Consider the following 21,620-nt stretch of genomic DNA (forward strand, 5'->3'; position numbering starts at 1 on the left):
GTGCGCCAGCCTGGCGCGAAAGCTCGCATACTGACCATCCACGTGCGCCTGCGCGGCGGCGCGCTCCACGGCCGGGATCGCGTCCGGCGCCGCCAGCTTCGGCGGCGTCAGGGTGTCGATGGCGGCGATCAGCGCGCGCGCGCGGGCCATCTGCAAGGCGGCGGCCACGGCGTCGCCGGCCGCCTTGTCGCGCTCGGCGTCGGGTCCCCGGCTGTCGAGTTCGACGAGCAGCTGGCCCGCCTGCACGGCTTGCCCCTCGCGCACATGCAGGGCGCGCACGGCGGCCACGTCGACGGAGGCGATGGTCTTGGTGTTACCGGATGGAATGATCTTGCCGCCCGCATGGACGATGATGTCGACTTTTCCGACAACGGCCCACAGCACGACGCAGCCGACGAGCAGCATCAGCACCCTGGCAGTGAGGCGCAGCGAGGGCGACACGGGCCGCTCCTGCAGCGCCAGCGCGGCCGGCAGGAAGGCCGCCTCGTCCTCGCTGAGCACGGGGCCGCCAAGGCTGGCGCGGTTGTGCCAGCTGTGCCGCAGCACCTGGCCGTAGCGTTTGACTAACTCGCCATACGCGGCAAAACGGTGGCCGGCGCTCATGTTGCGTCCCCGGTTGCGCTCGCGTGCCTGCCCTGCTGCAGGCTGTACAGGTGGGCGTAGATGCCGCCCGGCCGTTTCAGCAGCGCGTCGTGGCTGCCCAGCTCCGCCACTTGCCCCCGTTCCATGACGACGATGCGGTTCGCTTCGCGCACGGCCGACAGGCGGTGGGCGATGATCAGCACGGTGCGTCCCGCGCAGATGCCGCGCATATTGTCCTGGATAATCTTTTCCGACTCGTAGTCGAGCGCGCTCGTCGCCTCGTCGAAAATCAGGATGCGCGGGTCACCGATCAGCGCGCGGGCGATGGCGATGCGCTGGCGCTGGCCGCCGGACAGGCCCGTGCCGTGCTCGCCGACCATGGTGTCGTAGCCTTCCGGCAACTCGCAGATAAAATCGTGGGCGCCGGCCAGTTTCGCCACGGCGATGACCGCCTCGATGGGCAGCGCCGGGTCGCTGAGGGCGATATTGTCGCGCACCGAGCGGTTGAACAGGATGTTTTCCTGCAGCACCACGCCGATCTGGCGCCGCAGCGAGGCCGTGTCGATGACGGCGATATCCTGGCCATCGATCAGCACCTTGCCCCGCTCGGGGATGTACAGGCGCTGCGCCAGACGCGTCAGGGTGCTCTTGCCGGAACCGGAACGCCCGACGATGCCGATCACTTCGCCGGGCGCGATGGCAATCGAGACATCGCGCAGCACTTCGGCCGCGTCAGGCCGGTAGCGGAAACCCACCTGCCGGAAGTCGATGGCGCCGGCGATGCGCGGCAGGCGCGCCTTCTGCCTGCCCGCGTTTTGGTTGCCCCCTTCCGTACGGGCGTTGAGGATGTCGCCAAGCCGGCTCATCGAGATGCCCACTTGCTGGAAATCGTTCCACAGTTGCGCCAGGCGCAAAATGGGCGAGGCCACCTGACCCGCCAGCATGTTGAAGGCCACCAGTTCTCCCACCGTCATCCTGCCATCGATGACGAGCGTGGCGCCCCACCACATGATGGCCGCCGTCACCAGTTTACTCACCAGGGTGACGCCGCCGCTGGCCAGCATGCCGACGTTGTTCGCCGACAAGCCCGCCGACACATAACCGGCCAGCTGTTTTTCCCACTGCTGCTGCCAGCGCGGCTCCACGGCCATGGCCTTGAGCGTGTCGACGCCGCTGATGGTTTCAACCAGAAACGACTGGTTTTCCGCGCTGCGGTTGAATTTGTCGTTCAGGCGCCCCCGCAGCACGGGCGTGAGCAGCATCGACAGGGCCGCATAGACGGGAATCGACGCGAGCACGACCACGCTGAGCGCCGCGCTGTACCACAGCATGGCGGCGATGAAGATGAAGGAAAACAGCAGATCGAGCACCAGGGTCATGGCGTTGCCGGTAAGGAAAGAACGGATGTTTTCCAGTTCATGGATGCGTGCCACGGAATCGCCCACGCGGCGGGCCTGGAAATACGCGATCGGCAGGGCCAGCAAATGGCGGAACAGGCGCGCGCCCAGTTCCACGTCGATCTTGCTGCTGGTGCGCGCGAAAACATAGGTGCGAATGAGTCCCAGCGCGGCTTCGAAGACAATGGCGCAGACCAGGCCGATGGCCACCACGTTCAAGGTCTGCATGGCGTGGTTGACCAGCACCTTGTCCATCACCACCTGGAAAAACAGGGGCGTGGCCAGGCCGATCAGCTGCAGCACGAAGGAAATGAGCAGCACTTCGCCCAGCAGCCGGCGGTATTTGACGATGGCGGGGATGAACCAGCTGAAGTCGAAACGGGCCGTCTCGCCCGCATAGCTGGCCTTGCTGGTAAAGAAGATCAGTTCGCCCGACCAGATGGCGAGGAAAGCGTCGCGGCCGAGGATCTGCGGCGGCTGGCCCGGATGCTGGATCAGCACCTTGCTCACGGCGCCGTCGCTGCTGTCGACCTTGCCGAGAATAAAGAAACGCCCGTCGTGACCGATGGCGATGGCCGGCAGCGGCGCCTGCCCCAGGCGCTCGGAGGGCTGGCGCACCAGCCTGGCCGTCAAGCCCAGGTCCTTGGCCGCCAGCAAAATGGTTTGCCGCGTGAACACGGCCTGGCCGAAAGCGTGCTTGAGCTGGGCGCCGTCGGCGGCGATGCCGTGCAGGCTGGCCATCAGCAGCAGCGACAGCAAGCCCGTGTCGGGCGCGGGTTCTGTGGACGAAGTGGCGTGGCGATATGGAAGTACGGTCATCGGATCATGTCGAAAATCAATGGCGCAGCCGGGCCGGCACGTGCTAGGCCGGCCTGGCTGCGCGGGGGGTGGAACTACGTGCTCAAGCGATTAATGCGCTGCCGCCAGCTGGATCTGCGTCGACGGGTTGCCGTGGCCGGACCAGGGCGCCGATGCGGCGGCCGGCACGGCAAAGCCGGCCATCGCCTGCACCAGCCGCGCGGAATCGGCCTGCCAGCCGCCGAATCCGCCCTGGCTGGCGGCGCCAAATTGCTGCGCAGCACGCCAGTTCTGCGCCAGCGCCGGCGCCAGGATGGCGGCCGTGCCGGCCGGCAAGGTCAGCTGGCCGGCCGGCGGCGGCGTGAGACCCGCCATCGCCTGCACCAGGTTTTGCACGTTGCTGCCCAGCAGCACGCGGCCATCGGCCAGGCGGAATTCCTCGATGCGCACCGGCGTGTCGGCATACCAGTTATTGATGGTGATCTTGTCCGCGGTGCCGATGGTGCTCACTTCCAGATGCGCGCCCACCTGGCGGAACCACAGCTGCTCGGCGTTGACGCCCGCCAGGTAGGAAACAACGTCGTGGCTGCCTGCCTCCGCCACCTCGGCGATGATGTCGGCGCCGTCACCGCGGGCGAGGATATAGGTGTCGTCGCCCTGGCCACCGGCCAGGGTGTCGTCGCCCGCGCCGCCCTGGAAGACATCGTTGCCGAAGCCGCCGAAGAGGATGTTCTTGATCTCATTGCCGACGAGGACATCGTCGAACTTGCTGCCGAACAGCATGCTGAAATTGGCCAGCACGTCGGCGCCCGGACGCGCGGTCAGGGGGCCCCCAACGGGCGCGAAGACGGCCGTCACGCCTGTGCTGGCGCCGCTGTAATGGACCGAGTTGCCGGCGCCGGCGCCGTCGAGCACATTGCCGCCGGGGGTATCGACATAAAAGACGTTGCTGGTGTAGGCGCTGCCCGTTACCTTCAGGCCGGCAGCGGCGAGGCGCACGGATTCGACATTATCGGCCACCGTGTAATCGACGCTGGTGTAGACGGTATCCATGCCGCCATTGCCCCCTTCGACGATGAAGTCGCCGCCATGGTTGACGTAATACGTATCGTCGCCGCCCAGGCCCTGCAGCAGGTCGGCGCCGGCCGTGCCGTATATGACGTCGGCGTTCGCCGTGCCGGTGAAGGTTTGTCCCGTCGGCTGCGTGGGACCGTTGAAGTGCCAGGCCTTTGCCAGTGCAGGCGCCAGTGCGGCGGCCGTGGCGGCCGGCAGGGTCAGCTGCCCCAGTGGCGGCGGCGCGAGGTTCGCCATCGCCTGCACCAGCAGTTGCACGTCGGCGCCGCGCACGACGTGGCCGGCGGCCGTGCGGAATTCCTCGATATTCGGCGCGGCCCCGTTCCACGCGCGGATGGTGATCTTGTCCGTCGTGCCGATGGTGCTCACTTCCAGGTCATTGCCGACCTGGCGGAACCACAACTGGTCGATATTGACGCCGTCCACGAAGGCGATGGCGTCGTAATTGGCATCCGCGGAAGACTCGACAATGATGTCGGCGCCGTCGCCACGGGCAAAGACGTAGGTATCATCGCCCAGCCCGCCGACGAGCAGGTCGTCGCCTTTGCCGCCTTGCAAGATATCGTTGCCGAGGCCGCCGGACAGGGTATTGGCCAGTTCGTTACCGGACAGCACGTCATCGTAGGCGCTGCCGATGACGCTGGAGAAATTGACCAGCACATCGCTGCCTGGGCGGGCCGCCACGCTGCCGCTGGCGGACGCGATCGTCGCGGTCGCGCCCGTCTTGGAAGCCGCATAGGTGGCTGAATTATTGCTGCCGATGCCGCGCAGCAGATTACCCCCGCTCACATCCATATGGAAGAGTTTATCGTTGCCGCTGTTTGCCGTTACCGTCACGCCGGCGGCACTGATGTGTACCTCTTCGATATTGTCGGCCACCGTGTAATCGGCGCTGACATACACAGTGTCGCGTCCGCCGCCAGCCTGCTCGACGAGCTTGTCGCCACTATGGTTGACGTAATAGATATCGTCGCCAGCCAGTCCGACCATCACGTCGGCACCCGCCGTCCCCTTGATGATGTCCGGGTTCGCCGTGCCGGTGAAGACACCGTTGCCAGGCTGGTTCGGGCCTTCCGTGCGCCAGTTCTTCGCCCATGCCGGGGCCAGGATGGCGGCGACGTTGGGCGGCAGGGTCAGCTGGCCGGCCGGCGGCAGGGTCAAGGTCGCCATCGCCTGCACCAGGTTTTGCACGTCGCCGCCGAGCAGCACGCGGCCGTCGGCCGTGCGGAATTGCTCAATGCGCGGCGGCGATCCCGCGCTATACCAGCCATTGATGGTGATCTTGTCGGTCGTGCCGATGGTGCTCACTTCGAGGTTCGTGCCCACCTGGCGGAACCACAGCTGGTCGGCGCTGACGCCGGCCAGGAAAGATACGACATTGTGGCCGCTTCCCTCGGGCGACTCGATGATGGTATCGGCGCCGTCGCCACGGGCGAAGATGTAGGTATCGTCGCCCATCGCGCCGAACAGGACGTCGTCGCCTTTGCCGCCCTGCAAGGTGTCATTACCATAACCGCCGGCAAGCACATTCCTGAGTTCATTGCCGGTCAGCACATCATTGAACTTGCTGCCGATGATGCTGGCCACATTCCTCACCACGTCGGCACCAAGTCGTGCTGCCAGGGGGCCGTCGGCAGGCGCAAAGACAGCCGTCACGCCCGCGCTGGCGCCGCTGTAGTTGACTGCATTGCCCGTGCTGCCGCCATCAATCACGTGGCCGCCGGGGACGTCGACGTAAAAGATGTTATTGGTCGTGGCGCTGCCCGTTACCGTCAGGCCGGCGGCGGTCAGGTGCACGTTCTCGACGTTGTCGGCCACCTTGTAGTTGACGCTGGTGTACACGGTATCGCTGCCGCCGTTGGCCAGTTCGACGATCACGTCGCCACTGTCGTTGACGTAGTACGTGTCATCGCCGGCCAGACCTTCGAGCACGTCGGCGCCCGTGGTGCCCGTGAGGATATCGGCGCCGGACGTGCCGGTGAAGCGCTGCGGGGCCGCCAGGCTGTTCAGGTAGGCGTCGATGGGCGAAACGGTCGCCGCTTCGGCAGATGGCGCGAAGGCGGAGGATTCAAAGTTCTTAGTCATATTGCAGTTTCCTGTCGTTAAACTTAAAAAATGACGAGTGGATATGTCGGCGCGAACCGGCATGGAAGACAAGGTCGTGCCGCGTCAAAAGGCAGGTTCAGCGTGCACATTGCTGTGACGGCCCAGGCAGGGAAGCACTGCCATTTGTCACGCAAATGTCATGAAAGGAAGGGCGTAGGGAAGGAATAGCCGTGGCCGCGCCGGGCGCCTTGCCGGTGCAGGGCCGAAAGGCGTCTAGGCCTCGAGGCCGTAGAACACGGCGATCAGGATGGCGATGTTGTTGCAGGCGCGGGAAAAGGTCGTCGTCGCGTAGGCCACGGCCACAGTGGGCGCGCGGTAGCGCAGGTAGACAAAGCTGAACATGGCGCCTGAACCGAGCGCGACAATGGCGTGCAGCAAGCCGCCGCTGATGTAATGCACGATGGCCCACAGGATGGCGCCGATAAAAATACTCAGCTGCCGGCTGGCGCCCAGGCGCTTGAGGATTTCCAGCGGCAGTAGCTGGCCTAGAAACGTTTCCAGGATGGGAGAATAGATGACGACCCAGAACACCAGCAGCGGCAGCGACATTTCGCGCTTGAACTTGGACAGGCCCGTGTGCGCGCCCCAGTATTCGGGCGGCAGCAGCCATTTCGTGAGGAACAGGATGGCAAAGCACAGCATGCAGGTGAGCAAGCCCCAGCCGAGCCCGGCAAGGGCCAGCTGCAGCACGGGCGGCGCCGGCTTGTCGTCGTCCGGGCTGGATAGATCATGGCTGCTGCGCACTTGCATGAGTCGTCCTGGCGGTGATCCAGCGCTCATTGTAGCGCGGAATAGGACTATTGGCGCATCGCTGCCGGCGCGGCGCGCCGCCGTGCGATCGGGCTCAAGCCGCCAGGCGCAAAGGGCCGCTCGCCGGCGAAGCCAGTTTGAAGATGCCCACTTCCTGTTCCAGCTGCGCCGCCTGCTGCTGCAATTCGTGCGCGGCGGCGGCAGCCTGCTCGACCAGGGCCGCGTTTTGCTGGGTCACCCTGTCCATGTCGACGATGGCGCGGTTGACTTGCTCGATGCCCGCGCCCTGTTCCTGCGTGGCGTGGCTGATCTCGGCCATGATGCCCGTCACCCTGCCGATGCCGGCCACCACCTCATGCATGGTGGCGCCCGCCTGTTCGACGAGCACCGTGCCCGTGCCCACCTTGCTGACGGAATCGTCGATCAGGGCCTTGATTTCGCGTGCGGCGGCGCTCGAGCGCTGCGCCAGGTTGCGCACTTCCGTCGCCACCACGGCGAAACCGCGTCCCTGCTCGCCCGCGCGCGCCGCTTCCACGGCCGCGTTCAGGGCCAGGATGTTCGTCTGGAAGGCGATGCTGTCGATCACGCCGATGATGTCGACGATCTTGTTCGACGAGGCATTGATCAGTCCCATGGTGTGCACCACTTCGGCCACGGCCTTGCCGCCCTGCTCCGACACCTTCGACGCTTCGCGCGCCAGGCGGTTTGCCTGCTGGGCGTTGTCCGCATTCTGGCGCACGGTGGAAATCAGTTCTTCCATCGATGACGCCACTTCCTCGAGCGAACCGGCCTGCTGCTCCGTGCGCTGCGACAGATCGCGGTTGCCGGTAGCGATCTCGCTCGAGGCCGTGGCGATGCTTTCCGTACCGTGGCGCACCTTGCCGACGATGGCGGCCAGATTGTCGCGCATGGTCTTGATGGCGAACAATAAACTGCTGTCATCGCCGTGGCGCGTATGCACGTCGATGGCCAGTTCGCCCAGCGCGATGCGCCCGGCGATCGAGGCCGCATACGCCGGTTCGCCGCCCAGCTGGCGCAGCAGGCCGCGCGTGATGACGGTGGCGACCGCAATACAAATGAGCACGCTGAGCGCGGCCAGCACGCCGATCCAGCGTAGCGACTGGCCGTAGATGGCGCGCGCGGCCACGCTGGCCTGTTCCGATTCGCGCTGCACGTTTTTCAGGACGGCATCGATATCGGCGACGATCTGGCGCCGCAGGGGGCTGCATTCCTCGACGAGGAAAGTGCCGTACTGCTCCATCTGTCCCGTGGCGCGGAACTGGCGCGGACGCTGCAATTCCTGCGCCATGGTTTTCAGGCCCGTGCTGACTTTCTCGAATTGCGCATCGCCAGCGAATTGCGGCGCCAGCTTGTCCAGCGCGTCCAGGTACAGCGCTTTCTGGGTGTCGAGGATGGCCAGCTCTTTTTCGGCGGCGGCCTGGTCATGGAAGATATAGGCGTTGCGGGCGGCCAGGCCCGTCTGGTCGAGCGCCTCGCGCGCCACGTACAGCGGTTCGAGTTTTTCCAGCTGCACTTTTTCTTGCGCGTCCATGGCGCCGGAGATGGCGCCGATGCGCAGCAGCGCGAAGGCGGCCAGCACCAGCATGAGCAAGACGAGCAGCCCGAAGCCTGCGCTCAGGCGCGCGCCTATCGTCAAACGATTGAATGACATCATTGTTGTTATTGCCCTGTATAAAGTTGATTGTTGCCGGTTCCGCCAGGCAAGCCCCGCAAGGGCTCGCCAGACACCGGCGATCTGCTCGCCGTCATGTTGCCTTTCCCGCATGGCGCAGGATGGGTCTCTAACTGGCGTTTTTTGGGCAGTCAGCTTCTAATTTCGGGCAATGTAGTTGCGCGGGTAACACCTCGCGCAATGCAACAGCACACTGAATTATAAGCGAACAGCGTTATGGATGATTCCACGCGCTCGCTTTTAGTGCTTTGATGCAAGTCAAGGAGCGCAGTGTCAGCCCGCGCCCGGAGTGTCGATGACGGCCATGGTGATGCGCGAGATGCAGCACAGTTTGCCGTCATCGTCGCTGATGCGGATTTCCCAGACCTGGCTGCTGCGGCCCCGGTGAATGGGCGTGGCGCGCCCCGTCACATGGCCGCCGCGCACGCCCCGCACGTGGTTGGCATTGATTTCCTGGCCCACGCTCACTTGCCGGCGGCTGTCCAGGCAGGCATTCGCGGCCATGCTGCCCAGGGTTTCGGCCAGCAGGACGGACGCGCCGCCATGCAGCAGTTTAAAAGGCTGCATGGTGCGGTGGTCCACGGGCATGGTCGCCTCGATCCAGTCGGGGCCGAAAGCTGTAAATTCGATGCCCAGGTGGCGCATGGCCGTGCCCTCGCTGGCGGCGTTGAGGGTGGCCAGGTCGAGCGGTGCGTGCCAGATTTCCATTGTTACCCCTTCAGTGATGAAATAAAGCCATTGTAGGATAGAGCGCTAGCGCGCGCCGCTTCATCTTTCCTTCACCGTGGCACGGGATGGCGGGGGCATTAACTGGTTATAATTGCCCCATTCTTTCAAAACGAGGTTGTGTATGAAGTGGGCCTTGCTGGGCATTTTTGTGTTTTCTGTTTTACATATTCATTTTCGGGGCAAGGTGCGCCTGCCGTTTCGCCGCCAGATCTTCGATCACTCCTCGTTCATGGCGCCGCTGAACCTGTTCATGCACACCTTTTCCAGGGTGCCTGCCACGCCGTATTTAGCCGTAGAGCAATTTCCGGAACTGGCGCCGCTGCAGCAGAACTGGCAAATCATCCGCGATGAAGCGCTGCGCATGCAGGAAATGAAAAAGATCAAGGCCGCTGAAAAGAACAATGACGTGGGCTTCAATTCCTTCTTCAAGTATGGCTGGAAGCGTTTCTACCTGAAATGGTATGACGCGAACCACCCGTCGGCACAGCAGATGTGCCCGCAAACCTATGCGCTGCTGCAATCGATTCCGTCGATCAAGGCGGCCATGTTCGCGGAACTGCCGCAAGGCGGCAAGCTCAACCCGCACCGCGACCCGTTCGCCGGTTCGCTGCGCTACCACCTGGGTTTGCAGACGCCGAACGACGACCGCTGCTTCATCGACGTCGATGGCGAGCGCCACAGCTGGCGCGACGGCCAGGCCGTGATGTTTGATGAAACGTATATCCACTGGGCCCGCAACGATGCCGACAGCGACCGTATCATCCTGTTCTGCGACATCGAGCGGCCGATGCGCTACCGCTGGGCACAAGGCCTGAACCGCTGGCTGGGCCGCACCCTGATGACGGCCGCCGCCTCGCCCAACGAGCTGGGCGACCAGGTGGGCGGCGTGAGTAAATTGTTCCAGATTTCCTGGACCATGGGCCAGTACCGCCGCCGCTTCAAGGCGTGGAACAAGACGGCGTACCAGGTCACCCGCGTGGCGCTGGTGGTCGGCATCATCGCGCTGATCTATTTTATTTAAGCGCCTGCTTGCACCGCATTGGAAAACCGCCTTCGGGCGGTTTTTTTTATAATGCGATGCCACTGACCAGGAGAATGTTGAAAAATGACTGAACGCGACCGCCAGTACGACATCCAGATCGGCGACGACGCCTGGATCGAATTCATCGATCTTGACGGCCGTTATGACCAGGCCGTCGATATCGATGCCTTGCTGGGGGAGCTGTGGCCGTTGATCTGCCGGCTGGAAACGCATTGCGTGGCCGGCTGTTGCGGCATGGATGCCTACGACTTCACACCCGAAGCCATAGCTACGGCCTTGCTGGAACTGGATCGCGCACAATTGCATGCCGCCTGCGCAGCGGCCAAGGAAGCCGTGACGGCCGCCGCCAGCGATGTATTGCTGAGTAGCACGATGAATCACTACGCGGATAAACGCGTATTCTTGCAGTTGCTCGGGCATCTCGACGCCTGCATCGTCGCACAGGATCGCGCAGGGGCTTGACCTTGCCAAGGCGGGAAGGTCCAAGGTGACGGTATTGCAAGATCACCGAGGAGTATCCCGCATGCCCAAAATCACCGTCCTGCCCCATCCCGAGCTGGCTCCCGACGGCGCCGTCTTCGACGCGCCCGAGAAGATGAGCATCTGCGACGCTCTGCTGCTCAACAAAATCGACATCGAACACGCGTGCGGCCAGGTGGGCGCCTGTTCCACCTGCCACGTGGTCGTGGTACGGGGCTTCGACTCGCTCAATGCACTGGGCGACAATGAAGAAGACATGCTCGACCAGGCCTGGGGCTTGCAGCCCCACTCGCGCCTGTCCTGCCAGGCGCGCCTGGCCCAGGAAGACCTGACGGTGGAGCTGCCCCGGTACACGCTCAACCACGCCAAGGAATAGTCCCCGGCGCGGCTGCCCGGCTGCCCTACGGGTTTACCACGTGATTTACCACATGATCACGCGCTGCTCGGGCGGCAGGTACATCGGGTCGCCCGGCTTGATGCCGAACGCCTCATAAAAGCCCGGCTGGTTCTTGACCGTGCCCTTGGCGCGGAATTCGCCCGGCGAATGGGGATCGCTCTTGATCTGGGCGATGGCCGCTTCGGGACGCAGTTTCGCGCGCCATTTCTGCGCAAAGCCGATGTACAGGCGCTGTTCGCCCGTCAAGCCATCGATGACGGGCGACGGCTTGCCGTTCAATGAACGCTGGTAGGCCTTGTAGGTGATCGACAGGCCGGAATTGTCGCCGATGTTTTCGCCCAGGGTCAGCTCGCCATTGATATGGTAGCCCGGCACGGGGCTGTAGGCGCCGTATTGCTTGACGAGGCCGGCGGCCAGCGCCTTGAAGGCGGCGCGGTCTTGCGCGGTCCACCAGTTGCGCAGACGGCCCTTGGCGTCGTACTGGCTGCCCGAATCGTCGAAGGCATGGCTGATTTCATGACCAAAGGTAATACCCAGCAAGCCGTAATTGACGGCGTCTTCCGCTTTCACGTTGAAAAATGGCGGCTGCAAAATGGCGGCAGGAATCGTGATGGCGTTCAGCGCCGGGCTGTAGCTGGCGTTGACGGTTTGCGGCGTCATCGACCATTCGTCGCGGTCGACCGGCTTGCCCAGCTTGGCCAGGTTTTGCTGGCGGCTCCACACGCGCGAAGCGCGCACGTTGGCGATCAGGTCGTTCGGCTGCGTCCGCATGCTGCCGTAGTCGCGCCAGGTAGCGGGATAGGCGATCTTCGGCTTCAGGGCGGCCAGCTTGAGCTGCGCTTCCTTCTTGGTTTCCGGGCCCATCCAGTCGAGCTGCTCGATGCCCTCCTTGAACGAGGCGACGAAATTGTCGAACATGGCCATCACGCGGGGCTTCGTCTCCGGCGGCAGATACATTTCCACGTAGCGCTTGCCGACGGCATCGTTGATGGCGTTATCCGTGAAGCGCAGCGCCAGCTGCCACTGCGGTTCGCTCTGCGGCACGCCGCGCAGCACCGTGCCGTCGAAGGCGAAGCGTTCCTTGACCGTGGCGCTGTCCAGGTAGGAAGCATAGCTTTCGATGATGCGCCAGTTCAGGTAGCTCTTCCACGATGCCAGCGGCACGGCGGCCACGGCCTCGGAAAAACCGCTGAGGAAGCTGGGCTGGCGTACCACGGCCGAGGGTTCCTTTTTCGCCAGGCCGGCGGCGGCAAAGTAGGCGTTCCAGTCGAAGGCGGGCGCCAGTGCCGCGAACTTGTCGAACTCGACGCGGTTGTACGACTTGACGGGGTCGCGCATCTGTACGCGCGTCCACTGCACGGCCGCCAGGCGCGTTTCGATGTCGAGGATCTGCGCCGCGTGGTCGGCAGCGGCCTTGTCGCCGCTCATGGCCAGCATGGTCTCGATATGCTTGAGGTATTTGGCGCGCACGGCTTGCAGCTTGGCGTCGTCATCCTTCAGGTAGTAATCGCGGTCGGGCAAGCCCAGGCCGGACTGGCTGATGTTGACCGTGTAGCGTTCGGGGTCTTGCGCATCGGGCGCCACATAGGCGGAAAACGGCGTCTGGATGCCATTGCCTTGCAGGTAAGCAAACAGCGCCGGCAAGTCCTTCTTGTCCTTGATGGCGGCGACACGGGCCAGCTCGGCCTTCAAGGGCTTGAAGCCGGCCGCATCGCGCGCCTTGTCGTTCATGAAACTCGTGTACAGATCGGCGATCTTGTGCGCCTCGCTGCCGGGCTTGCCCGGGTTCTTGACGGTGGCATCGATCAGGCCGCGCAGCTGGCCTTGCGCGATTTCGCGCAATTCGATATACGTGCCCCAGACGGATTTGTCGGCCGGGATCTCCGTATTGCGGGTCCACACGCCATTGACGTAACCGTAGAAATCGTCCCTGGGACTGACGGCCGGGTCCAGCGTTTTCAGGTCGATGCCGGAGACGGGCGCAGTCGAGTTTTCGCCTTGCTGGGCGTACAGCGATGGCGTGGAGAAGGCGAACAAGGCGCAGCAGGCGGCGCTGATGAGCGAACGTTTCACGAAGATTCCTTTAATTGTTTTAACTTCATGTTGGGGAACATGCTGTGTCCAGGCATGGGAGGCAGGATTATAGTCGGCCTGCCAGTGAGCAACAATGACGGTTGAACAATTCCAGGGGTCAGCGGATCAGCAAATCAAACAGATCCTGGCCTTTTTTATCCTGATTTTTCTGCATGTCCGCCAGCGAACCCGGCGTAGGCGGGCCATCGCCGGCCGCGTGATTGAAGTAATTAAAATCGAGCTTGATCTTGTCTTCCAGGCCGCTCGCATAATCGGCAGGATATTGCGCTTGCTCAAGCTGCGGCAGCGCATTGAAATGCCCCAGCACTGATTTGAAGAAATTGGTCATCTTGCCGGTGGTATTGTATTCCTGCATGGCTTGCGCCACGACCTGGCTGCGCCACGCCTGCTCTTCATCATAGGCCTGCGTATAGGCGGCGCGCCGCTCGTTGACCGTAAATGTCCCGCTGTCGTCGTGCGTGATGGTGGCCAATTGCTCGCGCGACAGGCCCGCAAACGGATTGGGCCCCTTGTTATCGATAAACGCGGTCGCGGCGGCGGCCGACCTGGCCGATGCCGCGTCATTCGGTTGCGGCAGCTGCTGTGCGGCGGCCGCCTTGTGTCCGGCGTCCAGCGGATACAGGATGCTGCTGATATTGTCATTGACCCATGCGCCCAGCGATGGATGATCGAATCCCTCGATAGCGGCGCTGGTGGCCGTCGCGGCCATCGACAAACGCCCGGCCAGGGTCGAGATCACGACCTCGTCCGCCACGGCGCCGACGCCGGCTGGCGCCTGCGTGGCCGGCGCCTTGTCCGATGAGGTCTTATTGCCTTCTGCGCCGGCCAGCGCCCCGGACCGGATTCCTGCCGTGCTGATATTCATCGTCGACCATCCAAAGATAAGTAAATGTTACTATAGCACAATAGATATCCAAGAAATGCCGGGGAAATCCAAGGCCGCCTCCCCTCGCCGGCCGCGGCCATTTCCCACCTTTATTCAGCCATCATTCTTACTGGAGCAGCCAGATGCAGGAATTGCGGTTCAATATTTTCGGCACCCTGATCGCCATCCGGGGCAATCCGGGCGCATGGCGCGCCTTTTACCTGGGTGCGGAAGGCAAGCGCCGGCCCGCCGATTTCATTGTCCCCGACGATATCCAAGGCGACGCGCTGTGCGAATACCTGGCCGACCTGTTCCATGAAGAGGCGACGCCGCGCAATAACACGGCCACGCAACTGACCGCGCCCGCATTCCGGGCCTAGCCTACTTCACCGGCTCGAACGTCACGGTCAGGCCATTGCCCGTGGTCCTGAGCTGCGTCGGCACGAATTGCACGCCCGCATAGCGCAATTCGTCGGGCTTGAACGTGTAGATCGGCGTTTCATGCATGAGCTGGTCGGCCACCAGGCTGGCCACCTTGGCGAACTGGCGCTGCTGCGACTCGTCCATGCCATCGATGCTCACCTTGTCCACGCTCGCTTCGCTCAGATAGACGGCGTTGCGCTGCGCGTCGAGCACCAAACGGCCCGACATGGCGAGGCTGCCGCGCCAGGTCTGGCGGATGAACGGCGGCATCACGCTGGCGTCCACGCTCAAGGCAACCCGCTCGCGCTCGGGCTGCAAAGACAGCTGCGGATGGGTCAGCTTGACGTCCAGTACGGACAGCACGCGTTTATCGATGGGAAAGCGGCGCTCGAGGCCTTGCTGCATCTTGCTGAGCGACACATTCATATCGCGCGGGCCGATCAGGGTGGAACACGCGGCGAGCACCGTGCAGGCAAAGGCGGCGATGGCGGCGGTTTTCAGCAAGGGAAAGGTCATGGACAGTCTCGGTGGAAAGATGGCGCCATCTTACACATGCGCCCGCTTTCATGCAAAAACCGGCGCCCACCTTGCAGCGGGCGCCGGTTCTTGTGTTGGCCTTGTCTGGGCCTTGTCAGCGTACGAACAGGGCGATCAATATGACGATGGGTAATGGAATGCCCAACAGCAGCAAGAGGATGGAACGCATGGCAGACTCCTTGATTTATATACCAGGTAGGGGTTCAGATGGTGACGTGGCGCAGCACGCGCTCATGGTCGCGCTGGCGGCCGCCAAACGTTGCGGCCAGGCTGGCCACGAAAGCGCCGAGCAGCAAGGCGACGAACATCCACAGTGCCGTATGGGCGCCGGCCTTGCGGGCCGTTTCCGCAGCTTGCTGCGCGGCAGCCTTCGCATCGGCGGCCGCTTTCACGGCGCGCGCATAGACGGCATCGACGCGCGCTTCCGCTTCAGCCTGCGTCAAGCCCGTGCGGCTGGCCACGACCTGGCCCAGGTAGGCGCGGTCATCGGCGGCCAGGCTGCCCGAAGACAGGCTGGTGGCGAAGATCTTGCCGATTTCCATGCGCTGGTCGGCCACCGTCAGGCCGGGATTCGCCATCGCTGGCGTGCCGGTGGCAGCTGGCGCTGGCGCCGCGCGCAGCAGCATGTCCGAGAAATAATCGAGCGGATTGGCGCCGCTGGCGCCGCTCTCGCCCGCCTTGGAAGCGGCCACGCCGGCACCGGCTGCCGCTGCGCCCGCCCCTACGGCCGGGCCAACCGCTGCCGCCACGCCGCTGCCCGCGTCGATGGCGCCGCTCAGCACGGCTCGCGTGCCGCCGGCCAGCACGGCCACGGTGATCAGGGTGGCCACGGCCCAAGCCAGCAAGCCGTGCGCCGTATCGCGGAAGTGCACTTCATCCGTGTGGATGGCGCTCCATTTCACGCGCAGACGGCCCGCCATGTAGCCGCCGATGCCGGAGGCGGCCAGTTGCATGAAGGCCAGCCAGGCGATGGTCGACACGCCGATGGCCGTGGCGTTGAACGACCACGGCGATACGGACGACAGGCCCAGGCCCACGCCGAGGATCAGCAGGATGAAGGACAAGGCGGCCGCCGCGGCGGCGCCCGCCAGCACGGCGCCCCAGGACACGCCCGGGTTGTTCAGGTCCGAGACGGACAATTGTGTAGCTTGCATGGAATACTCCCTGGGTTATAGATTTTGTATGCCGTTCAGGCGGCGACGCCCGTCAGCTGTTCCTTGCGCGCGGCCATTTCCTTGCCCAGCGCGTCGAGGTCGACGGCCGTATCGCGTACCTTGGGAAACATGTCGCCCTCTTCTTCCTGGACGTGGTGCTCGATCTGCTCGGACAGCACCTTGACCTTGGCGTCGTACAGGTCGTCGGCCGGGTCCATCGCGGTAATTTGCGCGATGAGTTCCTTGGCGCTCGCGTGCTCGACGAGAGCTTCATCCATCAGGTCGCCGTCGTGGATGGGACGGCGCACGGCCGGATAGAAGATTTCCTCTTCCAGCTGCGTGTGCACGGTCAATTCCTGGCAGATCTGGTCGGCCAGCTTTTTCTTGGTGGCAAATGAGCGGTCACTCAAGCCTTCATACTGGGCAAACAGGGCTTTCACAGCCTTATGGTCCTGCATTAATAAACTGATCGCATTCATGGCGCCTCCTTGTTGTTGATGAGGCTAGGATGCGCCATGGCGGCGCCAGCGTATGTGCGACGCCTTACACAATCTTGATATTTGATACACATCAGTATCCGCACGCTACTTGATGCCGTGGTGGCTCATCAGGTCGTACAGCGTGGGCCGGCTCACGCCCAGCAGTTCGGCCGCCTTGGCGATATTGCCGTCGGCCCGCGCCAGCGCCCGCACCATCACCTTGTATTCGGCCCCGTCGCGCGCCTGGCGCAGGTTCAACGATTCGTCCTGGGGTGCCGCCTGGGCGCTGGCGGGCAAGCCCAGGTCGTCGGCGGCGATCTGCGGCCCGTCGCTCATGATGACGGCCCGCTTGATGCAGTTTTCCACTTCGCGCACATTGCCGGGCCAGCCATAGCTTTCGATCAGCTGCAGCGCGCCGGCGCTGAAATGCAGGTTGCCGCGCCCTTCGCTGGCGCAGAACTTGTTCTTGAAATGATGGGCCAGCAAGGCCGCATCCCCGGCCCGCTCGCGCAGCGGCGGGATGCGCAGCACGATTTCGCTAAGACGGTAAAACAGGTCTTCGCGGAAACGTCCCTGTTCCGCCAGCACCTTTAAATCCTGGTGCGTGGCGCAGACGATGCGCACGTCGACGGCGATCTCGGCGCGGCCACCGACGCGTTCGATGATTCTCTCCTGCAGGAAGCGCAACAGTTTCGCCTGCAGCGCCATCGGCATGTCGCCGATCTCATCGAGAAAGAAGGTGCCGCCGTGGGCCAGCTCGATCTTGCCCAGCGTTTGCCGCGCCGCGCCCGTAAATGCGCCCCGCTCATAGCCGAACAGTTCGCTTTCCAGCAGGTTTTCAGGGATGGCCGCACAATTGATGGCGACAAAACGCTGGGCATGACGGCTCGACAGCGCATGCAAGCCCCGCGCGATCAATTCCTTGCCGCTGCCCGAATCGCCCAGCAGCATCACGCTGGCCGACGAAGGCGCCACTTTTTCCACGCTGCGGCACAATTTGAGCATGCCGGCGTCGCGGCTGACGATGCCCGCCAGCGGGGAGTCGGCCTGCGTCTGCAGCATGCGGCGGTTTTCCTGCTGCATCGCGTGCAAGTAGAACGCGCGGGCGATGACCAGGCCCAGCATGTCGGCCTCGAACGGCTTCTGGTGGAAATCGTAGGCGCCCAGCGCGATGGCTTTCAAGGCATGCGCGCGCTCTTGGTTGCCCGACAAAATGATGACTTTCGTGTCCGGCGCCAGCGCGAGGATTTGCTGCAGGGTGGCCAGGCCTTCCGTGGCGCCGTCCGGGTCGGGCGGCAAGCCCAGGTCCATCGTCACCACGGCAGGCTGGTGGCGCCGCACCAGCGCCAGCGCCGCCTCGCGCTCGCCCGCCAGCAAGACCTCGTAGCCGTCGAAACTCCAGTGCAACTGCTTTTGCAGGCCGGGATCGTCTTCGATGACCAGCAGTTTCTGTTTGCCCATGGCACTCCTTTGCTAGGCCGCGTGCAGCGGCAGGATCACGCGAAACGTCGTGCCCACCTGCGGTGCGCTGCGCACTTCCAGGCTGCCGCCCACCTCGCGCAGGTATTCGCGGCTTTCGAACACGCCGATGCCCATGCCCGCCGTCTTGGTCGTGTCGAACGGTTTGAACAAGCGCTCGCGGATGAACTGTTCGCTCATGCCCTGCCCCGTATCGTCAAGCTCGACCACGGCCGTGCGCTCTTCGCGCCGCAGCCGCACGTCCACCTTGCCGTCGCTGGCCGTGGCCTCGATGGCGTTCTGGATCAAGTGGCCCAGCACCCGTTCCAGCCGCGCGCGGTTGGCCAGCACCGTCAGTTCGCCATCGACGATTTCCAGCCGGGGCGCCGGCGCCAGGCTCGCCTTGGCGGCCACGGCCTGGCGCAGCAAGCCGTCGAGCAGCAGCGGCGCAGGCGCTTCCGGCGCCTCGCCGCGCGCCAGCTTCTGCAGCAGGGTCTTCATTTTCTGCACGGAGTGGTCCAAGGTGCCCAGCATGTCCTCCTGGAAAGCGGGATTGGCACGGTGCTTTTCCGCATTGCTCAGTAACAGGGACAGCTGGAACACGAGGTTCTTGAGGTCGTGCACGATAAACGTGGACATGCGGTTGAACGAATCGAACTGGCGCGCCACCGTGAGCGTGTCGAGCGATTCGCGGTGCGCCAGGTAGCTGGCGGCCTGGCTGCCGGCAATTTTCAGCACGTCGAGGATTTCCCAGTTCAAGCCGATGTGCGTGCGTGGCCGCGCCAGCGCCACAAAGGCGAACAGCTGGCCATGCAGCATCAGGGGCACCAACAGCCACACATCGGGCAGCGCCAGCAGCGCGGGCGGCAACAGCAAGCCGCCGTACTGGCGCGGCTTGTGCTCGCAGTCGGGCACGTCGATCACCCATTGCCGCGCCTCCAGAAACTGGCACAGGCTGCCGGACGCCGGCTCGCTCCACGTGCTGGGCGGCCAGTTCCAGCTGGCGGCCGGGACAAACAGGCCAGCTTCGCGCAGTATCCACAGCGCGCCGGCGCGGCTTTCCACCAGTTTCGCCATGGCTTGTATCGTGCGTTCGCCCAAGGCCGGCCCGTCTTCCGACAAGGCCCGCGTAAACCGCAGCCATTCTTCGCGGTAGTCGAAGATGGCATTATAAAAATGTTTATTGATAGTCACCTTGAGCTTGGCGCGCAAGCTGCCCGAAAACAGCACGCCCGCCAGCAGCAGGGCCGCGCCGCCCAGGTAAGCCATCTGCATCAAGGAACCCCAGGTGCCGCCGAAGTAGCGCAAATAATAGGCGCTGGCCGCCATGGCCAGCAGGTAGATAGCCGAACCCAGCAAGGCGGCCGAGCGGTACAGCATCTGACGCGAGACGGACAAGCCCAGCGCCCAGGCCGGATTGCGCGCCGCCGAGACGGCCAGCAGCGGCGCGCACAGGGCGTCGACGATGCCGCGCGCGGCCCAGATGTCATCATTGACCGTGCGAAACAGCAAGGCGTCGCTGTACAGATAGAAATCGTAGGCAAACAGCCCGCCCACGCCCAGGCACGCAAACTTGATGCCCCAGCGTTTCAAGGGCGGCGTGTTGCGGTACCACTGTTCCACCAGCAACATGCCCAGCACGGCCAGCAGCAGACGGCAGACACTGGCGATGATGCGCGCCGGCAAAGGCAGCGCCAGCCAGGAGGAAGCCATGGAAAGCAGCCAGGGCGCCAGCGCCGTGAGAACGATGCCGGCCAGCACGAGGCGCAGGCGGGGCCGCGACGGTTCGATCAGCAGCAACAGGAACACCAGCCAGGCCAGGGTGCGCAGCAATTCGAGCGCGTCGCCGGCCAGCGCGATGCGCTGCCCCAGCAGCACCAGCACCACCGTGCCCGTGGCCCAGACTCCCGTCGCCAGGCACGCCAGGAGCAAGGCGCGCACGTTCTGCCGCGCGCGCCAATTGCTGATGAGCAGCAGCGCGAGCACGAAAAAAGCCAGCGACGCGAGACCATGGCTGAGCGCCGCCGCATCGGCTGCCGCCAGCCAGGCCGACTGCGCCCGCATCATCGGCTGCCCTTGCCAAACAGCACCACCTGCACCGTGTCGAGCAGGATCAGCAAGTCGAGGAACAGGCTATTGTTTTTTACATAATACAGATCGTATTGCAACTTCTTGACGGCATCGTCGACGGAAGCGCCATACTGGTAGCGCACCTGCGCCAGACCCGTGATGCCAGGCTTGATGTTGTGACGAATGTTGTAGTACGGCACCTGCTCCTTCAATTGCTCGACAAAATACGCGCGTTCGGGGCGCGGGCCCACGAAACTCATTTCGCCGCGAAACACATTGAGCATTTGCGGCAGTTCGTCGATGCGCAGCTTGCGGATCAGATTTCCCACGCGCGTGATACGCGCATCGTTGGCCAGGGCCCAGATAGGCTTGCCGTCGCGCTCGGCATCGCAACGCATGCTGCGAAATTTCAGCACCTTGAAAGGCAGGCCATCGCGCCCCACCCGCTCTTGCTGGTAAAACACGGGGCCGCCGTCCTCCAGCCGGATGCACAGGGCCGTCGCCAGCATCACGGGCAGCGTGGCCAGGCAGATAACCGCGCTGGCCGCCAGATCGAACAAACGCTTCGACGCGGCGCGGAAAAAACTCTGGTCGAAGCCGCCGCCATAGATCAGATAGCTCGGTTGTAATGAGTCGATGCGGATCTGGCATGCTTCGCGCTCGAAAAACGTGGCCGCGTCGATCACCTTGACGCCGCCCAGCGCGCATTCCAGCAATTGCTTCGCGGGAAACGCGCCATTGCGCCGGTCGCTGACGGACACGACGATTTCATGCGCGGCATGGCGCTGCGCCGTGGCCAGCAGCGACGGTCCGGCCGGCAGTAAGGCCGAGGCCGGCACGCAGCATTGTTCGCCCGCCACATTGATACAGCCGACCACCGTAAATTGATGGAAGCCGATCTTGCTGGCCGCCAAGTCCATACATTCGCGCGCGAGCGCCCCGCCGCCCACCAGAATCAGCCGGCCTTCCATCAGGGCCGATTGCGAGGATTTGAATACCACCAGGCGCGCCAGCAGCACGCCGATGGCGCCCAGGCCGAAGATCATCGCACTGCCGCGCCCGAATTGCAGCGCCGGAATAAAGCGTATCAGGACGCTGAGCACGGCAAAACCCAGCGCGAACGAGGGCAGGATGCGCAGCAAGGTGTTGCGGATGTCTTCCCGCGAGCGGTGCTGGTACATGCCGAGCGCACTCATGCTCAGGACAATAACCAGCGCAAAGATCGCGGAAGACAGGTAAATATCGCCAACGCGCAGCACGCGGCTGCCGTCCGCCAGCCACAGCAAGGACGTCAGGGTGGCCGACAGCAGCAGGAGCAGGATTTCCAGCAACAGCAAGATAAACGCTGTTTTCGAGACATAATGGCTGAAGATGCGGATCATGGTTCCCCCTGCGGCAAAAAGCACCAGGCGGCGCGCAAGGCGGCCCGCTGCTGGTCTTGCCATGATGGCGAACTGTTCCAAGAAGACATTGATGCGCCACAAGCTACGGC

At 63.9% G+C, this 21,620-nt stretch carries 18 protein-coding genes; 4 read left to right on the forward strand and 14 right to left on the reverse strand.

The features are described from left to right. The 6 genes from CBW66_RS12320 to CBW66_RS12345 form a co-directional block, all read right to left on the reverse strand. Positions 1–603: biotin/lipoyl-binding protein (locus tag CBW66_RS12320; RefSeq protein ID WP_139843050.1), on the reverse strand; the 603-nt coding region annotated here is incomplete at its 3' end. Further along, positions 600–2,798, reverse strand: coding sequence for a type I secretion system permease/ATPase (locus CBW66_RS12325; protein WP_086137995.1), 2,199 nt, complete (start codon positions 2,796–2,798; stop codon positions 600–602). The genes CBW66_RS12325 and CBW66_RS12320, both read right to left, overlap by 4 nt. A 90-nt stretch (positions 2,799–2,888) precedes the next feature. After that, a complete protein-coding gene (locus CBW66_RS12330) occupies positions 2,889–5,936 on the reverse strand; it encodes a calcium-binding protein (RefSeq protein WP_170932869.1) in 3,048 nt (1,015 codons plus the stop codon). Between the two features lie 234 nt (positions 5,937–6,170). Then, entirely contained in the window at positions 6,171–6,707 is a 537-nt protein-coding gene (locus CBW66_RS12335) for a CPBP family glutamic-type intramembrane protease (RefSeq protein WP_170932870.1), read from the reverse strand. 94 nt (positions 6,708–6,801) lie between these two features. Beyond that, positions 6,802–8,382, reverse strand: coding sequence for a methyl-accepting chemotaxis protein (locus tag CBW66_RS12340; protein WP_086137998.1), 1,581 nt, complete (start codon positions 8,380–8,382; stop codon positions 6,802–6,804). Positions 8,383–8,673: 291 nt separating this feature from the next. Next, on the reverse strand, positions 8,674–9,108 hold the full coding sequence (locus tag CBW66_RS12345) for a hotdog fold thioesterase (protein WP_086137999.1): 435 nt from the start codon (positions 9,106–9,108) through the stop codon (positions 8,674–8,676). Between the two features lie 142 nt (positions 9,109–9,250). On the opposite strand from CBW66_RS12345, the gene lpxO reads away from it, so the two are divergent. The 3 genes from lpxO to fdx all read left to right on the forward strand — a co-directional run bounded on the left by lpxO (position 9,251) and on the right by fdx (position 11,027). After that, positions 9,251–10,150, forward strand: a complete 900-nt coding sequence (gene lpxO, locus CBW66_RS12350; protein WP_086138000.1) for a lipid A hydroxylase LpxO — start codon at positions 9,251–9,253, stop codon at positions 10,148–10,150. An 84-nt stretch (positions 10,151–10,234) separates the two neighbouring features. Beyond that, a complete protein-coding gene (locus CBW66_RS12355) occupies positions 10,235–10,633 on the forward strand; it encodes a DUF6331 family protein (RefSeq protein ID WP_086138001.1) in 399 nt (132 codons plus the stop codon). A 61-nt stretch (positions 10,634–10,694) separates the two neighbouring features. Then, a complete protein-coding gene (fdx, locus tag CBW66_RS12360; RefSeq protein ID WP_086138002.1) occupies positions 10,695–11,027 on the forward strand; it encodes an ISC system 2Fe-2S type ferredoxin in 333 nt (110 codons plus the stop codon). A gap of 45 nt (positions 11,028–11,072) precedes the next feature. On the opposite strand, the gene CBW66_RS12365 is transcribed toward fdx, so the two are convergent. Both CBW66_RS12365 and CBW66_RS12370 read right to left on the reverse strand, forming a co-directional pair. Continuing rightward, positions 11,073–13,121, reverse strand: coding sequence for a M13 family metallopeptidase (locus CBW66_RS12365; RefSeq protein ID WP_086138003.1), 2,049 nt, complete (start codon positions 13,119–13,121; stop codon positions 11,073–11,075). Positions 13,122–13,239: 118 nt separating this feature from the next. Further along, positions 13,240–14,007, reverse strand: coding sequence for a hypothetical protein (locus CBW66_RS12370; protein WP_086138004.1), 768 nt, complete (start codon positions 14,005–14,007; stop codon positions 13,240–13,242). A 143-nt stretch (positions 14,008–14,150) separates the two neighbouring features. Here CBW66_RS12370 and CBW66_RS12375 point away from each other — a divergent pair, with 143 nt between their 5' ends. Next, a complete protein-coding gene (locus CBW66_RS12375) occupies positions 14,151–14,387 on the forward strand; it encodes a hypothetical protein (protein WP_086138005.1) in 237 nt (78 codons plus the stop codon). Position 14,388: 1 nt separating this feature from the next. Here CBW66_RS12375 and CBW66_RS12380 read toward each other — a convergent pair whose 3' ends face one another. From CBW66_RS12380 to CBW66_RS12405, 6 genes are all read right to left on the reverse strand, one after another. Next, the gene (locus tag CBW66_RS12380; protein WP_086138006.1) at positions 14,389–14,946 is read right to left on the reverse strand and encodes a DUF1439 domain-containing protein; all 558 of its coding nucleotides are present in this window, start codon (positions 14,944–14,946) and stop codon (positions 14,389–14,391) included. 224 nt (positions 14,947–15,170) lie between these two features. Next, positions 15,171–16,121: a hypothetical protein gene (locus tag CBW66_RS12385; RefSeq protein ID WP_086138007.1), complete on the reverse strand. Its 951-nt coding sequence runs from the start codon at positions 16,119–16,121 to the stop codon at positions 15,171–15,173. Between the two features lie 35 nt (positions 16,122–16,156). Next, positions 16,157–16,600, reverse strand: coding sequence for a hemerythrin domain-containing protein (locus tag CBW66_RS12390; RefSeq protein ID WP_070218701.1), 444 nt, complete (start codon positions 16,598–16,600; stop codon positions 16,157–16,159). 105 nt (positions 16,601–16,705) lie between these two features. After that, positions 16,706–18,061: a PEP-CTERM-box response regulator transcription factor gene (gene prsR / locus CBW66_RS12395; protein ID WP_086138008.1), complete on the reverse strand. Its 1,356-nt coding sequence runs from the start codon at positions 18,059–18,061 to the stop codon at positions 16,706–16,708. Positions 18,062–18,073: 12 nt separating this feature from the next. Beyond that, complete coding sequence (prsK, locus tag CBW66_RS12400) at positions 18,074–20,125, reverse strand: XrtA/PEP-CTERM system histidine kinase PrsK (protein ID WP_086138009.1); 2,052 nt, start codon at positions 20,123–20,125, stop codon at positions 18,074–18,076. Next, complete coding sequence (locus tag CBW66_RS12405) at positions 20,122–21,510, reverse strand: TIGR03013 family XrtA/PEP-CTERM system glycosyltransferase (RefSeq protein ID WP_086138010.1); 1,389 nt, start codon at positions 21,508–21,510, stop codon at positions 20,122–20,124. Before CBW66_RS12405 ends, prsK begins: the two co-directional genes overlap by 4 nt. Positions 21,511–21,620: the final 110 nt, after the last annotated feature.

This window comes from Janthinobacterium sp. GW456P (assembly GCF_002127655.1).
Classification (GTDB): domain Bacteria; phylum Pseudomonadota; class Gammaproteobacteria; order Burkholderiales; family Burkholderiaceae_D; genus Janthinobacterium.

Coding starts and splice junctions, on each gene's coding strand:
- CBW66_RS12325 (WP_086137995.1), bottom strand. CDS start 2,798: ATGACCGTACTTCCATATCGCCACGCCACTTCGTCCACAGAACCCGCG.
- CBW66_RS12330 (WP_170932869.1), bottom strand. CDS start 5,936: ATGACTAAGAACTTTGAATCCTCCGCCTTCGCGCCATCTGCCGAAGCG.
- CBW66_RS12335 (WP_170932870.1), bottom strand. CDS start 6,707: ATGCAAGTGCGCAGCAGCCATGATCTATCCAGCCCGGACGACGACAAG.
- CBW66_RS12340 (WP_086137998.1), bottom strand. CDS start 8,382: ATGATGTCATTCAATCGTTTGACGATAGGCGCGCGCCTGAGCGCAGGC.
- CBW66_RS12345 (WP_086137999.1), bottom strand. CDS start 9,108: ATGGAAATCTGGCACGCACCGCTCGACCTGGCCACCCTCAACGCCGCC.
- lpxO (WP_086138000.1), top strand. CDS start 9,251: ATGAAGTGGGCCTTGCTGGGCATTTTTGTGTTTTCTGTTTTACATATT.
- CBW66_RS12355 (WP_086138001.1), top strand. CDS start 10,235: ATGACTGAACGCGACCGCCAGTACGACATCCAGATCGGCGACGACGCC.
- fdx (WP_086138002.1), top strand. CDS start 10,695: ATGCCCAAAATCACCGTCCTGCCCCATCCCGAGCTGGCTCCCGACGGC.
- CBW66_RS12370 (WP_086138004.1), bottom strand. CDS start 14,007: ATGAATATCAGCACGGCAGGAATCCGGTCCGGGGCGCTGGCCGGCGCA.
- CBW66_RS12375 (WP_086138005.1), top strand. CDS start 14,151: ATGCAGGAATTGCGGTTCAATATTTTCGGCACCCTGATCGCCATCCGG.
- CBW66_RS12380 (WP_086138006.1), bottom strand. CDS start 14,946: ATGACCTTTCCCTTGCTGAAAACCGCCGCCATCGCCGCCTTTGCCTGC.
- CBW66_RS12385 (WP_086138007.1), bottom strand. CDS start 16,121: ATGCAAGCTACACAATTGTCCGTCTCGGACCTGAACAACCCGGGCGTG.
- CBW66_RS12390 (WP_070218701.1), bottom strand. CDS start 16,600: ATGAATGCGATCAGTTTATTAATGCAGGACCATAAGGCTGTGAAAGCC.
- prsR (WP_086138008.1), bottom strand. CDS start 18,061: ATGGGCAAACAGAAACTGCTGGTCATCGAAGACGATCCCGGCCTGCAA.
- prsK (WP_086138009.1), bottom strand. CDS start 20,125: ATGATGCGGGCGCAGTCGGCCTGGCTGGCGGCAGCCGATGCGGCGGCG.
- CBW66_RS12405 (WP_086138010.1), bottom strand. CDS start 21,510: ATGATCCGCATCTTCAGCCATTATGTCTCGAAAACAGCGTTTATCTTG.